General features: G+C 41.3%; 12 protein-coding genes and 2 tRNA genes. 8 read left to right on the plus strand and 6 right to left on the minus strand.

The window, feature by feature from the left end:
* Positions 1-25 precede the first annotated feature (25 nt).
* Entirely contained in the window at positions 26-1423 is a 1398-nt protein-coding gene (locus PHEP_RS18830) for a phage tail protein (protein ID WP_015809575.1), read from the plus strand.
* A 188-nt stretch (positions 1424-1611) separates the two neighbouring features.
* Entirely contained in the window at positions 1612-3519 is a 1908-nt protein-coding gene (locus PHEP_RS18835) for an FG-GAP-like repeat-containing protein (protein WP_015809576.1), read from the plus strand.
* 519 nt (positions 3520-4038) lie between these two features.
* Here PHEP_RS18835 and PHEP_RS18840 read toward each other — a convergent pair.
* A tRNA-Glu gene (locus tag PHEP_RS18840) sits at positions 4039-4110 on the minus strand.
* A 46-nt stretch (positions 4111-4156) separates the two neighbouring features.
* A tRNA-Met gene (locus PHEP_RS18845) sits at positions 4157-4229 on the minus strand.
* Between the two features lie 111 nt (positions 4230-4340).
* Here PHEP_RS18845 and era point away from each other — a divergent pair.
* The gene (gene era, locus PHEP_RS18850; protein WP_015809577.1) at positions 4341-5228 is read left to right on the plus strand and encodes a GTPase Era; all 888 of its coding nucleotides are present in this window, start codon (positions 4341-4343) and stop codon (positions 5226-5228) included.
* A gap of 75 nt (positions 5229-5303) precedes the next feature.
* A complete protein-coding gene (gene der, locus PHEP_RS18855) occupies positions 5304-6605 on the plus strand; it encodes a ribosome biogenesis GTPase Der (protein WP_015809578.1) in 1302 nt (433 codons plus the stop codon).
* A 1-nt stretch (position 6606) separates the two neighbouring features.
* Here the strand turns inward: der and PHEP_RS18860 are convergent, their stop codons facing one another.
* Positions 6607-8187 (minus strand): S41 family peptidase, encoded by a 1581-nt coding sequence (locus tag PHEP_RS18860; RefSeq protein ID WP_015809579.1) that lies wholly within the window; start codon positions 8185-8187, stop codon positions 6607-6609.
* Between the two features lie 312 nt (positions 8188-8499).
* Here PHEP_RS18860 and murQ point away from each other — a divergent pair, with 312 nt between their 5' ends.
* From murQ to PHEP_RS18880, 4 genes are all read left to right on the plus strand, one after another.
* On the plus strand, positions 8500-9306 hold the full coding sequence (gene murQ / locus PHEP_RS18865; RefSeq protein WP_015809580.1) for an N-acetylmuramic acid 6-phosphate etherase: 807 nt from the start codon (positions 8500-8502) through the stop codon (positions 9304-9306).
* Between the two features lie 9 nt (positions 9307-9315).
* Complete coding sequence (locus PHEP_RS18870) at positions 9316-9885, plus strand: hypothetical protein (protein WP_015809581.1); 570 nt, start codon at positions 9316-9318, stop codon at positions 9883-9885.
* A 49-nt stretch (positions 9886-9934) separates the two neighbouring features.
* Entirely contained in the window at positions 9935-10684 is a 750-nt protein-coding gene (locus tag PHEP_RS18875; RefSeq protein ID WP_015809582.1) for a Bax inhibitor-1/YccA family protein, read from the plus strand.
* Between the two features lie 91 nt (positions 10685-10775).
* Positions 10776-12095 carry a glycoside hydrolase family protein gene (locus PHEP_RS18880; protein WP_015809583.1) on the plus strand — a complete coding sequence of 440 codons (1320 nt, stop codon included), beginning with the start codon at positions 10776-10778 and terminating at the stop codon, positions 12093-12095.
* Between the two features lie 22 nt (positions 12096-12117).
* On the opposite strand, the gene msrA is transcribed toward PHEP_RS18880, so the two are convergent.
* The 3 genes from msrA to PHEP_RS18895 form a co-directional block, all read right to left on the minus strand.
* Entirely contained in the window at positions 12118-12606 is a 489-nt protein-coding gene (gene msrA, locus PHEP_RS18885; protein WP_015809584.1) for a peptide-methionine (S)-S-oxide reductase MsrA, read from the minus strand.
* 62 nt (positions 12607-12668) lie between these two features.
* Positions 12669-14876 (minus strand): alpha-N-acetylglucosaminidase, encoded by a 2208-nt coding sequence (locus tag PHEP_RS18890; protein ID WP_015809585.1) that lies wholly within the window; start codon positions 14874-14876, stop codon positions 12669-12671.
* Between the two features lies 1 nt (position 14877).
* On the minus strand, positions 14878-15687 hold the full coding sequence (locus PHEP_RS18895; RefSeq protein ID WP_015809586.1) for an endonuclease/exonuclease/phosphatase family protein: 810 nt from the start codon (positions 15685-15687) through the stop codon (positions 14878-14880).
* Between the last annotated feature and the right edge of the window lie 41 nt (positions 15688-15728).

Genomic DNA, 15728 nt, shown 5'->3' on the forward strand with positions numbered 1-15728 from the left:
TTCATTCGTGCATTTAACATTTATAATGTTAATGATAAGTGCGGTGGTGTCCTGCAAGAATCAACAGGACATGGACATTAGTGACGCGCACAAGCAACATATTCCAGAAAATGTACAGTTACTGGAATATACCAGTAAAAGCATTGTTATTGCCTGGGACTTTATAGAAAATGCCTCTTCTTATACAGTACAGTTACTAGCTGATCCGAATTCAGATAACCCTTTATTTACTTATACGACCAACAAAAATGATTATTTTGAATTCGGAAATTTAAACCCCAGACAATCTTATTATGCCCGGGTAAGGGCAAATTTCCCATATTCAGCCACATCAGCATGGTCTTTTGTCACTAAAAATGCGAATAAAGCAAGGATCATCCCCAATTACGGGATTGTGGAACCGGATTTTGAAATCCTATACATCAAACCTGTTCATACTTCCAATTCTACGATCACCGCTGAATGGTCGTTCACCGACTTCGCTAAAATGGACACCGAAATTGCCAACTCTTTTAATCTGTCGCTTTATAAAAATGAAGCCTGTACAGATTTAGAAGTCAGCTGGACCAATGTTACAGGAATTTTCGCTGCCTCTACAGCGAGTCTGCCAAAACCATTGCGTTTTACCTTTTCCGGTTTAAAAAACAATACAGACTACTATTTAAAAGTTAAAGATAATGCAAGCGGCATTTTGAGTAGCGCAGCACACTTTAAAACCCTTTCTGCACAGCCTGTAACGACGACCAATCCATCAAAATCGGGTGATATTCTCCTTTCGCAGGATTTTTCCAATTTTGTACACGGCGGCGACATCGTATTTAGCGCCGGTGGCTACACGGTTGGTACGGCACTAGGCCGGGCGAACTGGCAAAAAGCTTCAGGAGCCAATACAGAAGATGTTGCCTTAGGCCAGACATTTTGCGACCTGAGTGGCGAATTCAATATTTTTGATGGTGGAAATGTAGCAAGAGAATACACCATAGGTGTGGGAATGGAGTATTGGGGGAAAAATGGCAATACCTCCACACGCCCTGGATACATAAAAATTGGCGGTTCCAGTGCGGTGGGTACCTTGTACAGTGCTCCGCTGAGTTATACAGGCACATCTACTTCTGTAGAAGTTACATTCAAAGCTGCCGTTTATTCGGAAGGTAACAGCACTTTTTGCGAAGATGTTGTTGTTGAAGTTATTCAGGGTGCAGATTTTTCAACCAAAGGTGCCATTTCTAATTTAGCGGCCATCACAAAGAAAGATAGTAAAAAAGTTTCTATTGTCAGTTCTTTCCAAAAATTTGATGAATATACCGTGGTATTGAATAATGTTGCACCTAACAGCAGGATCGCTTTCTCTTCTGATCCCGCATCAATAGCAAACAACAAAACACGATTTTTATTAGATGACATCATCATTAAACTAAAGTAAGTTCGTAGTGGATAAACTATTTTGACTCACCCCTCTTCGCCAATTTTAAAATGCACACTAAATAACTGATTATAAAAGCTAAAAGTGCTCATGGCAGCGTTGCCTCATTTGTCAAATTTTATATCATGATTTAATCCAATAGTTTAAACGATTAAACTTCAACCAAATTATAATTAAACCCATTCACTATGAACAATTATTTAAAAGTACCTACTACTTGGCACAAAAAGCAGCAACCTGTTTTAGAGCTGCGAAAAACTGTTTTACAGTTGATGTTACTAATTATGCTATTTGCATTTGCAGCTTGTGAAAAGATAGCGGAAACAAATCAGTTAGAATTTAAACCTACCATTCGTCGGCAAATCTCTAATTTGAACGCTACAATGGCCCTACCACCACTTAACGAATTTAAAGTAATGTCGTTTAATGTTCGACATACCGAAACTGGCGATCCAGAAACCTTAGACCAAAGAAAAGTAAAAATTCGTGATTTAATCCTTGCTAAATCACCAGACCTTGTCGGTTTACAAGAAACTTCCGATCCTGTTATTACCCAATGGTTTACTGATCAATTGGCGGCAACTTATGGTGTAGCCACAACTACATCAACAGTAACGCCGAAACTAATTTTCTATAAAAAAACAAGGTTTACCCTAATGAGCTCAGGTTTTTCAGCAATGGAGCCTGGAACTGCCCAAAGTATGATCTGGGCGGTCTTTAAGGATATCGTTACAAACAATCAATATTTTGTAACCAACAGCCATTGGTCTCCAGCTGGATCAACAAATAGAATGTCTGATGCGAAAGCTATCGTTGCAGTTATTCAGGCTAAAAATACCAGTAATTTTCCCCTCATCACATTCGGAGATTTTAATGCACAACCAGGAACTGCAGAGATTGAATATTATAAAACAAGTCTAGATGTGATTGATGCACTTGGCGATAGTTTGGGCGATTTAACTTTTCATGGTTGGGATGCCATCGGAAATACAAAGATAGATTGGATGATGAGCAATCGAAAAATGGGATTTTTATCTTGGGAGGTGATGGACCAACCTGGTCCAGGCGGCCTTTGGCCTTCAGATCACTGGGCAGTGATGGCGACCTACGTTCCCGCAGTGTTTGCAGAGCCAACAGAAGACAGTCATGGTACAAGCGCTAGCCCAAATACAGACTTTAATTTTGGTGATGTTAACGGTGATGGAAAAATGGATAAAATCTATTGGAATTATGGTGCTGATAGTGGAAAACCAGCTGTATATCTTTCTAATGGAGATGGAACATTTACCTATGCCGCAAAAATTACAGGAGCTGCCTCTACCCTACCAGGAACAATTTATTGCTATGGAGATGTGAACGGTGATGGTAAGGATGATGTAATGGTATGGGAGCCAACACTTGCAACAGGTCATACACGGGTCTTTTTGGCAACAAGTGCCGGCAATTTTAGTACTACGGCCATTGAAAACCCTGAAAATGGAAGTACGACCAGTACAACACTTTACCATTTGGCTGATGTAAATGGCGATGGAAAAGCAGATAAAATTAGGTGGACTGCCTCCTATGACTCTGGCCGAACCAGAATAAACCTAGCTACAACTGCAGGAAGCTTTAATGCTACAGCAGTAGTTGATACCGACGGAGCAAGCACAACAGCAGGTACAAATTTTTATTATGCAGATGTAAACAATGATAACAAATGTGATAAAATAATGTGGCAGCCAACATTAAATTCAGGAAAAACGATGGTTTATCTCTCTGATGGAAATGGTTTATTTACCCCATCAGCATCTTTTAGCAATTCTGGAGCTTCAGGTACGGCTACAACAACTAAGTTTTTCTTTGCTGATATCAATGGAGATGGCAGTGCTGATAAGATCTATTGGAACCCAGCAAACTTTCTCGGAAAATTAAAAGTTTATTATTCAGGTGCTGGAAATAGTTTTGAAGGACCAATTTATTCGCTTAGAGGAACATCGCAAAGTACAGATACCTATTTTTATTTTTACGATATCAATGGCGATGGCAAAGCTGACCAGATTCGTTGGAATTACACTTTAAATAGCGGATATTTAAGCACTTATCTGTCCAATTAACGAATTTAAGTAGAGCGGTGTAGTTAATCTTACCGCTCTACTTTTAATAATATATTAGTTTAAATTATAGAAAATCTAAGTAAATCATTGGGCGAAGTTATAACCCTAAATAAGACTTATGTTAATCAAAATAAAGAAGATACAAGCTTTGGCTTTTTCAGATAGAAAAGCACGCTGTAATTTGTTTCCATAAAACAAGCTTAAATTGCGAACAAAATTAAGCTTGCAGCTAGGTGTAAATCAAGACGCGCTTAATATAAATATACTGTATTACAGCTAATTAAAAAATCAAACAGTAAAAATCAGGCTCGTTTCCCTTAGGGAATATGAGTTTGATTCCCATGCCAAAAATCCCTGTTTTCCAGGAGCTCCAGTGAGTAATTTTTACGTTTTAACCCACCCACTGAATTACTCACTTGAATTATGTCATTTTGTTCATCAAACGGGAAACCCCATAAAGCAAAAAAGCCGTAAATCTTAGATTTACAGCCTCTTGATGTCGTTTGACATCTATTGAAGTAGCCCGTAGGGGAATCGAACCCCTGTTTCCAGAATGAAAATCTGGCGTCCTCACCCCTAGACGAACGGGCCATTTTAAAAGTTGCCTCAGCTGAATTAAAGCTGCGAACTTTTTAGGTAGCGGGGACCAGACTCGAACTGATGACCTTCGGGTTATGAGCCCGACGAGCTACCAACTGCTCCACCCCGCACTATATACAATTTCGTTAGTGTCTGTTAAATCCTTAACTCTTCTTCCGAATTGGAATGCAAAGATATAATTCGTTTCTTTGCGGTGCAAATTTATTTTAAAAAATATTTTCATGTCGCATAAAGCAGGTTTTGTAAGTATCATCGGTAAGCCCAATGTGGGCAAATCAACCCTAATGAATGCCCTGGTGGGTGAAAAACTTTCTATCATCACTCCAAAAGCGCAGACTACGCGTCACCGGATTTTAGGGATTGTGAACGAAGAAAGTTATCAGATTGTTTTTTCTGATACCCCGGGCATCATAAAACCGCTATACGGCTTACAGGATTCGATGATGAATTCTGTAAAAGGTGCATTAACTGATGCCGATCTGATCCTGTTTGTAACGGATATCAATGAGCAGCATGATGAAAATGATGTGCTGGAAAAAATCACCAATACTGAAATCCCATTGGTGGTGCTTTTAAATAAAATTGACAATGCTACTCAGGAGCAGGTGGATGAAAAAGTAGCCTACTGGCAGGAGAAATTGAATCCCAAACATATTTTTGCCATTTCTGCCCTGCACCAGTACAACCTGGAGGGTATCATGAGCATGGTACTGGATTACTTGCCGGAACATGCGCCTTTCTATGACAAAGAAGACCTGACCGACCGCAGCCAGCGCTTCTTCGTTTCGGAGATCATAAGAGAAAAGATATTTTTCAACTACAAAAAAGAAATCCCCTATAGCACAGAGGTAATCGTTACAGCCTTTAAAGAAGAGCAAAGTAAAAGCGGCCCAATGGTTCGCATTACCGCAGAAATTGTTGTGGAACGCGATTCACAAAAGAACATTCTGATTGGCACTGGTGGTGCAATGCTTAAAAAAGTGGGAATGGAATCCCGCAAGGACATCGAAAAATTTCTGGATCAGAAAGTTTTCCTGGAAACTTTTGTAAAGGTAATCCCCGATTGGCGCAGCAAAAAGAACTACCTTAAAAGCTTTGGCTACGACTAACTAAAAAACTAAACTCAGCCATATCAATGGGATTATGTATCTTTGTGGCTTTTAAAATATTCGTATAAAATACCCATGTCAAATATTATTGCAATTGTCGGAAGACCAAACGTAGGCAAATCTACCCTTTTTAACCGCTTAACAGAAAGTCGTAAAGCCATTGTTGATGATTTTAGCGGGGTAACACGCGACCGTCATTATGGTGTAGCCGAGTGGACAGACAAACAGTTTACGGTTATTGATACAGGTGGTTATGTGGCCAATTCGGAAGATGTTTTTGAAGCTGCCATCCGTGAGCAGGTGATCATTGCCATAGAAGAAGCTACTGTACTGCTTTTTATGGTTGATGTAACCACAGGCATTACCGACCTGGACGATGAGATTGCCCAATTGCTCAGGAGAAGTAAAAAACCTGTATTCATTGTTGTGAACAAGGTTGACAACACTCAGCTGCAAAACGATGCCGCAGTATTTTATGGTTTTGGCCTGGGTGAGATCCACCCCATATCTTCTATGACAGGATCAGGCACCGGAGACCTGCTTGATGAGGTGATCAAACACTTTGAAGATGTTCCTGAAGAAGAAAATGCATTGCCTAAGATCACCATTGTTGGAAGGCCAAATGTGGGTAAGTCTTCCCTGATCAATGCTTTGATGGGCAAAGAAAGAAATATCGTGACCCCTATTGCCGGCACGACAAGGGATTCCATTCACATTCATTACAACCAGTTTGGTCATGAATTTATGTTCATTGACACTGCCGGCCTCCGTAAAAAAACCAAGGTTAAGGAAAATATAGAATTTTACTCGGTAATGCGTACCATTAAGGCGCTTGAAGAGGCCGATGTTGTGATCCTGATGATAGATGCCATGGAAGGTCTGGAATCGCAGGATGTAAACATTTTTCACCTTGCCGAGAAAAACAAGAAAGGTATTGTTATCCTGGTCAACAAATGGGACCTGGTAGAGAAAAACAGCAAAACTGTAAATATCTTTGAAGATCAGATCCGCCAGAAACTACAGCCCTTTACCGATATTCCCATCATCTTTATTTCCGCATTAAATAAGCAACGTATTTTCCAGGCCGTAGAAACTGCACTGGATGTATTTAAAAACAGGGGCAAGAAAATACCCACATCAAAATTAAATGATGTGATGCTGCCTATCATCGAAAACTATCCTCCACCAGCATTAAAAGGGAAGTACATTAAAGTCAAGTACATTACCCAGATCAACGCAAGCTCCCCTATGTTTGCATTCTTCTGTAACCTTCCGCAATACATTAAAGAACCCTATAAAAGGTTTATTGAAAACAAGCTGCGTGAAAATTTTGATTTTAGCGGGGTGCCTATCCAGATCTATTTCAGACAAAAATAGTTTATTGCAAACTCGTAACTGCTTGCTTTACCATCGGATCATGTAGGTTCAGCGCCTTATAATAACCGGCATCACCAAGGTGATATTTATAGAGTAACAATTTAAGGTCGTTATAGATCAGCGGCTTAGCAATATACAATTGTTTTGAGTCTATCGGGATGTGGCGGTTTTGGATATATTTCAAAAAATCATTATAATCTGTCTCAGTGATCGCAAATACATTCATTTTTTGTTCTAATTGTGCGGCATTGTACCTGCTGCCCAATACATCGTATACAAAGTCGAAAAGTATCTTTTTAGCCACCAGTTTACTGTAAAACCGGTTATAGCCATTTGTATCCAGTTTAACGTAAACATCAGGCTGTATACCCCCGCGCGTATAGTTTTTACGTTGCAAACTATCCTTTGCTCCGGTTAGTGTCTCTGAAGTAAGCTCACCATCATTAAACCGATCTTCAATCTCATTCTGATAAGCGTTGTAGCCCTTTTTATAAGACTTTTGTATACTTTTCCCCGAAGGGGTATAATACCTGGCTATCGTCAGGTTTAAAGCAGAACCATCCCCAAAAGGGAATTGTTCCTGTACCAGGCCTTTACCAAAAGAACGGCGCCCTATAATAACTCCCCTACCCCAGTCCTGTACTGCACCGGCAAGAATTTCACTGGCCGAAGCAGAGTTTTCATTAATCAGCACGGCAAGTTTGCCCTGTTCAAACTCCCCTCCACCGGTAGCTACATAATCTGTCCGCGGTTCATGTTTACCCTCTGTATACACAATTAGCTTATTTTCGGGCAAAATCTGGTTGGCAAGGCCTGTTGCTGCGCTCAGATATCCTCCCCCGTTATCTCTCAGGTCAAGGATCAGTTTTTTCATTCCTTTTACCTTGAGTGTTCTTACCGATTCAATAAAGTCCTTGTCTGTATCTGCACCAAACTTACTGATCCTGATGTAAGCGGTTTCGGGGTTCAGCATATAAGCAGCGTCAATACTGCTTACTTTTACCCTGTTCCGGTTTACGGTAAACACTACTGGCTGGTTATCACCCGGATGCACAATGGTCAATCTCACCGCGGTCCCTTTACGGCCCCTTATCCGTCCGATCATCTGATCCCTTGGCAGGGCTTTCCCACTCACTGTAGCAGTATCGATCTTCAATATTTTATCTCCCTGCCTGATGCCGGCGTTAAATGCTGGCCCGTCTTTTACTACATTGGTGATCAGCAAAGTATCTTTCAATATATAATATTCGACACCAATACCTTCAAAATTACCACCCAATGTTTCCGCCATCTCGTTTGCTTTAGCCGGGGGCAGGTATATACTGTGCGGGTCAAGCTGATGCAGTAAACTATCAATCGGCAAATGGGTCAGTGAATCGGCATTTATTTCATCCACATAATTTTTATTGATGATGTGGATAATTTCATCTACCTTTTCTGCGTTACTATCAGCAAACTGAACCGGCTTTTGAAATTGAAACCCCTGGTCCTTTAAAAATTTATAGCCAAAAAACATTCCGCCAATCAATGTAACGGAATAAGTGAGGGCTATTAAGACATTATAACGGGTATTCTTCTTCATGAGTAAATGCTGGGTAAAGTTATAAAATTACCCTGTCAATTAATAAATTAAACGATGTTCATTTGTTATTGTTTGACATTTTTTACAATCATCCGGAACAGGGCTTATTTCCGTATAATTTATGTTGATTTTATGTATATATTTCTTGTTTAGAAAGAAAATGCCGAATTTTATGAAACATTAGGAAAATACCAGTGACTTTTGTAGATAGAGATGCACAGAACTGTCTGCCCGGGAACTAAACTTTACAAGGTGGCTAAGGACTGGCAATAAAATTAAACAAGAATAAACCAAGAAAAAAAATAAAAGAATATGATAAGAGTAACCGAGCAAGAATCAAAGTATCATGATATCGACCAAATGTCTGTACTTGAAATTCTGAAGGGAATAAATGAGGAGGATAAAATCGTTCCCCAGGCAGTAGAAAAGGCAATCCCGCAGATAGAAAAGCTGGCTACTGCAGTTGCTGAGCGCATGGTAAACGGAGGAAGGTTATTTTATATCGGAGCAGGCACCAGCGGTCGTTTGGGTGTAGTAGACGCTTCAGAATGCCCGCCAACATTTGGCGTTCCTTTTGATTGGTTAGTTGGCATAATTGCCGGTGGCGATACTGCCATCAGAAAAGCTGTTGAAAATGCAGAAGATGATGCGGCACAGGCATGGGTAGACCTGCAGGAATACAATATCAATGCTAAAGATTGCCTTGTAGGGCTTGCTGCGTCGGGCACTACCCCTTATGTTATTGGCGGTCTTCATACTGCCCGTGAACATGGGGTGCTTACCGGCTGCATCGTATGCAATGAAGGTGGGCCAATTGCAGCCGAGAGCGATTACCCTGTAGAAGTAGTGGTTGGCCCTGAGTTTCTAACGGGCTCTACCCGCATGAAATCAGGAACAGCACAAAAACTGGTGCTCAACATGTTAAGCACTACGGTAATGATCAGGCTGGGTAGGGTAAAAGGTAATAAAATGGTAGATATGCAACTTACCAACCATAAACTGGTTGACAGGGGCACACAAATGGTGATGGACGAATTGAACATCGACCATGATCATGCTGCTGATTTACTGATCCGTTACGGAAGTGTCCGCAAGGCTGTTGAAGCCAGTCACAAATAACCGGATATCATGCACGAAATTGAACCTTATTATCTCTGGCGCGACGATTACATTGCGGCTGAAGATGAGCGTTCGCCATTTTACAATACGGAATACTCAGAGTTTTATTTCGACAAGCAGCTATACAACTTCCTGATCCATCCCCAATGGGATGATTTTGGGTCCAATACGCTATACCTGAAAGTATTGTACGTTGATTACGATAGAAATTACGCCATTATAGAATTTATTGGCGAATGGAACGATGCCATCAACAATGACATTATGCTTTTAAAACGTGAAATTCTGGAGCTGATGATGGATGAGGGGATCAACAAGTTCATCTTGATAGGGGAAAATATATTGAACTTCCATTCTTCTGAAGACAGTTATTACGAAGAGTGGTTCCAGGAGGTTGAAGAAGGCTGGATTACCGGCATAAACTTCCAGGAACATGTGATCAACGAATTTAAAAGCAACAATATTGATTATTATATCAACTTTGGCGGGCAGCTTGACGATTTGGCATGGAGGACCTTAAAACCATTGCAATTTTTCAAAAAAGTTGAAGAAACCCTGACAAAAAGGCTCGGGGCATAGCTTTTGTATGAATCAAACTATTAGTACCTTTAAATAAATTTTAAAACAAATGGATAATAACAATAATTACGATTGGGCGCAAAAATCAGTTTTTGTACAGCCTCAAACCGGAGTAGTTGCTAAGAAATTCTTTGCTAACGTTTTCTTATGGATGTTTGTAGCCTTAAGTCTCTCTACATTTTCCGCATACTTTATGTCCGCCAATGCCGAATTCTCTTCTTTCTTGAGAAATCCTGAAACTTTAAGACCTACAACATTGGGATGGATAGCCACTTTTGCTCCTCTTGGATTGGTTTTATTGATGAGCGCTGGCCTTAACCGACTTTCATATGGTGCTTTAGTAGGAGTATTCGTTCTATATTCAGTTTTGACTGGTCTAAGCTTAAGTTTTATTTTACTTGTTTATACCTCTACTTCTGTATTGAGCTGTTTTATTGGTGCCGCAGGTATATTTGGGATTATGGCCATAATGGGCTATACCACCAATATAGACCTGAGCAAATTTGGCCCTATATTAATGATCGGAGTTGTAGGCTTAATCATTGCAAGTGTAGTAAATATGTTCATTCAAAGTGCAAACTTTAGTCTGTTCATGGCTTTTATCGGCATTGCCATATTTACTGCTTTAACTGCTTACGATGTTCAGAAGCTGAAAAGAATTGGTGAAGGCCTGGAAGCAAACGGTGCACAAATGGATGCGGATACTAAGAAATTAGCCATCATGGGTGCATTGTCACTTTATCTCGACTTTTTGAACATCTTTATTTATCTGTTAAGGATATTTGGAGACAGAAGGTAAATACACAAAAGAGCTATAGAAAAGCCGTACAAAAATGTACGGCTTTTTTTAACAAAAAAACGCCCTGACAATATGCTATAAATGCAACTTTATGAGATTTTATTGTGTCCTCCTCACCCTTTCCTGGCTGATTTCTACTCAATTTGTAGTTGCACAGACTCGAGTTCAAAAAAAACAGTTTGCCCAAGCGGCTTTAGCTCCAATTGGACCAAATGATTTTAAGGGCAGTGATACGCACCGCATACAAGCGGCTGTAAATGCTGCAAAAGGCACTACCAATAGCATTACCATTCCACAAAGAAACGCAAACGGAACCACGATCTGGAAAATAGACCAGGCTATATTGCTTCCTTCAGAGATGACCGTGATTCTAGAAAACTGCGTGATCCAGCTATCGGATAGTTGTCGCGATAACATGTTTCGCAGTGACAATGCAGGTATCGGGATCACGAATCCTGTATGGAATAAAAACATCTCGATCATCGGCATTGGGGATGTTGTATTAAAAGGTGCAGCCAATCCCAGGGCAACTGGAGACGGCTTCAGAAAGCTAAGCCTGACTGCTACACCTACCCACAATAAGGACAGGAGCAGTTACGGTACGGATGCCGGTAAGGAAAACAGAAAACAGCAATCCGACTGGCGTAACTTTATGGTATTGATGGCTTATGTTGACGGTTTTAAATTAAAAAATGTGCAGATAGCATACGCCCATGCCTGGGCCGTTACCTTCGAACGCGTGCATCATGCAGAATTATCAGATCTCCGGTTTTACACTCCCCAGTTTAGGGATTTCAATGACAAAAGGATATACACTTATAATAACGACGCAATCAACCTAAGGGAGGGTTGTAAATATTTTCGGATAGATAATATTACCGCTGTAAACGGCGACGACTGTATTGCGCTTTCGGCACTTGACTTAGGGCCGGAATTTCATTCGAACGGCAACATCAACTCTTATCAGATTACTTCTACCAAACACACCGGGCCAGAAGATCATATTGAACACGTATATATTACCAATATCAAAACGAATTATACCGGAGTAGGCATCAGGGCAAGTGACAGTGCGAGCATTCATCATGTATACATTAACGGGGTAACAACCGCAGCAGATCCCAACATTCAAGCGCCATATAATGGAAGCCCTTACACTGTGCTGCTTGGCAACCGGGCCTATGGAAAACCACCGCTACCCGGACTTATCCATAACATTTACGTCATGAACATTGTTGGAGACGGGCTTAACCTGATCGATGTGAAATCGCCCATTGCAAACTGTGTTTTTATGAATGGAATATATACCGGTACAGCTGCCGCGGGACCAGTAAGCTATTCAACCGATAAAACTTTAATCAAAAATGTAACTGAAGTAAATCTTGTCAAAATACCTTCAGAAGTCAAATAGATTTTATACGAAGCTGATGAACTTATAATTTCCAGTCGGGCCTCTCAAAGTGACAGGTATATCCATAGGGATTTTTCTGCAGATAATCCTGATGCTCTTCTTCGGCATCCCAAAAATCAGTTGCAGGCACAACTTCCGTTACAATTTTTCCCGGCCATATCCCTGAAGCTTCCATTTCTGCAATTAAAGCTTCTGCGGTTTCCCGTTGAGTCTCGTCCATAAAAAAAATTGCCGATCGATAAGATGTACCTATGTCATTTCCCTGTCTGTTCCGCGTTGTTGGGTCATGGATCTGGAAAAAATACTCCAGCAGCCTACGATAGGATAACTTGGCGGGATCAAATACAACTGCAATACCTTCAGCATGTGTTCCATGATTGCGGTAAGTTGCATTGAGTACATCCCCACCTGTATATCCTACTACAGTCGAAATAACACCCGGATAATGCCGGATCAGTTCTTCTACTCCCCAAAAGCAACCGCCGGCCAGAATGGCTTTTTCAGTATTCATATAAATCCTTTTTTTGAATAAAGGTAAGAAAAATTGACTGCTGTGACTACTGACGGGCTTGTTTAGTTGTACGTTTTTTTTAACTGAGCGATATATTTTTTATAGAGGCTTTCAGCAGTCTTAATCTCATTTCCGCTGGGTTGTTCGGTAAACACATCATTTTTATTTACCCAATCCCATTCCCAGCGTTTCATTTTTTCTTCAAATACTTTCTGGTCAAGCTTTGCACCTGATTTAAGTTGCTGTTTGGCATAACTAAAGAACTGCTGCCAGCGTGGTTTGTAAAAAGAAGAGATCAGGCCAGACCATTGTCTGCAGGAGTATTCATTCAGACTACTGTTTTGATCAGCCCATAAGGTGATCAGGTTTCGGGCATTTCTTTCATAGCGTTTCTTTTCTTCAGCTGTAGTCCCCATTCTTTTTGCTTCATTAAGCCATTTACCCAGCAAAAAATCCTTACGCGTTGCTAAAAGGTAATCTACATCGTCCATTACGGCTAAGAAATCCCCGCTCAGTCTGTCGAATTTTTTGCCATCTTTTCCCTGATAGGCCTGGGCAAACTGTCTTTGCAGGGTATCGGCATAGTTCACCAATACCTGCCGGGTAACATCAACCAGGTCGTACTTAAAACCATCCGTACTTAACTGTTGTGAAGCTTTGAGGAGTGCCTCCCATGCGGGGATCAGTTCTGCCGGTTTATAGTTCTTTTTTGGACGTGTGCTGCGCGTGCTTTCGGCCATGGTGGGCCTGCCGGTAAGAATAGATTCAGGACCTCCTGGTAAAATCCCACCGGTATAAACCGTCTTGTACAAAATTTGCCAGGCTTGTTCGGCCAATGCATTTTGGGCCCCATAACGCTGGCGGCTATAATTTTTTAACCAGGCCGTTACATTTATAGGCTCATCTGTCCAGATATTATCCAGCATCAACTGGTACATCACCGGATTTTGTTCTATGGCTTCAGGAGTCAGCCCTATGCCAACCATGTTACCCGAATTTGCCGCCTGTTTTGCTTTAATTGCACCAGAAGCCACTTCATCCATACGGCCATATAAACTGATGTTGCCGCCAAAATTGTGCAGCATGTTCCAGATCCATGGTTTTCCGTAATATGCAGCTGTGCGCTGCCATACCGGATGGTTTTCACTCCACAAGTCAAGTACAATCATTTTATCATTGGGTATAGCATTTAACAATGCTTTGATCTGTGTAGGTTTCCAGAATTTTTCACCATGATAAAATAACCATCCCTGCATAATCCAGGTGGCTTCAGGGTCTGCCAGGGCCATCGACTGGTATACTTTTTTGCTCACATTGCTCAGGTATAGCGAATCGGAGGTTGGGGGCGTATTCTCATTAAAGGTATCAGCGGTGTATAAATGATCAGTGCCAAATGTTTTTACTTCTTCTTCAATAAAGCGTTTGCCGATAGTAGTAAAAAGTTCATCTTCCGGATCCAAAATATATACTGAAGGAAATGTTGTCCAATTGGTCTTTTTGAGCTTTGCTTTCGGAAACTTATCCTTAAAAGCAGGAGGAACATGACCGGTAAAGGCCGGCAGGATAGGTGTCATCCCAAAGGAACGCTCACGTTCCAGGATCTTTTTTTGGAGTGCCTCATGGGCCAGCATCTGGCTTTTTGGAAGTGGGCCGCCCCAGCCATCAATATTACCCATATAAAACCAGTTGAAATAAGCAGGGCCGGTAAAAAAATTTTCCAGTTCTTTATCGGTAAAGCCAAGTTCTTTATACACGCGGCTCCACACTGCGTTCTGACCGGTAATGGCCAGTGGCATATTGATGCCGTTCAGGGCCATAAAATCTATTTCCCACTGCCAGCGCTGCCAGTCCCACCAGCTCATAGAGTAATTAAAGGTACAATAGTTCAGGTAGTAACGGTACTTGTAAGGCGATGTTTTGCTTACTTTAACAGGAATTGCAGGCAATTTAGCCGGTAATTTCAGGTTACTGCCATTCCAGGAAATCAGGCAGCCTGCGTAATAGCGCAGGTAATGGTTTAGCGCACTGGCTATGGAAATGTTGTTGTTCCCGCTCAGTACAATCTTATTGTTTTTGCTCTCCAGTTCATACCTGTCGTTGCCATTGGCTGCAGCAGCGATATAACTGATCTCAAAATCGGCAGCATGGTCCTTAACTATACGTTTAAGAAAAGCTTCGGCCGCCCCCTGATCTGGTCTGGCATACACAGTTGGGGTCAGTAAAAAAAATGACAGAAAGCCTGTAAGCAGGCAGCTAAAAGAAAGGTGCATGTTATTTTTCCAGGTTAAAAATTGCCATTACAGGTCTGTGATCTGAAGCATAAGTTTCTGCTATTACCTGATATTCCAGCAAAGGCCAGGTTACATTTTTGGTGGCGATATAATCTATAGTACGACGGGGGTTAATCTGGGGCGAGGTAGGAGGACAATTTTCTGTACAGGTACGTTTAAACTGCGCATCAAGTAAACTGATCACTGATGAACCAGCAACGCTGTTTAAGTCGCCACATAAAATTACCGGCAGCGCAGCATGCTCAAATTCTTTAAGGATGCTTTGCATCTGGACGAGCCTGTTTTCATCTGTCCTGCTTGCATCGAGGTGGGTATTTGCAAATATGATTTTCTGTTTACCTACCTTTATGGTGGCATAACCCAATATACGTTTTTCGGCAGTGATTTGCTGTGGCAGTGGTACCAGTCTGATCTCCTTTAATGGGTAACGGCTCAGTATGGCAATCCCATAATCACCGCCATCGTAATCGATGGCTTTAAAAAAATGGTACTGAAATCCTGTTTTTTCTGCAAGTATCTTCGCTTCGTTTGCCCCTCCGCTCCGGCTTACACCGGTTTCTACTTCCTGTAGTGCTACAATGTCTGCCTTACTAGCTGTGATCACCCGGGCAATGGCATCCAGATCAATCAGGTCTGGTTTGGATGGCGGGTTTGCATGGTGGATGTTATAACTCATGATGCGCAATGTCTTTCCTGCGTTTTTATCAGCAGGTTTTGTTTGCGCATACCCCTCGGGCCGGAGGTTCAGTTGCAGAAAGAGCGCAATAAGGAAAAATGTAATTCTGTTCATCTTATGTTTTGTTGATAAGGTGCTTCCCTCTTTTTTGTGGA

It is taken from the genome of Pedobacter heparinus DSM 2366, from assembly GCF_000023825.1.
GTDB lineage: Bacteria > Bacteroidota > Bacteroidia > Sphingobacteriales > Sphingobacteriaceae > Pedobacter > Pedobacter heparinus.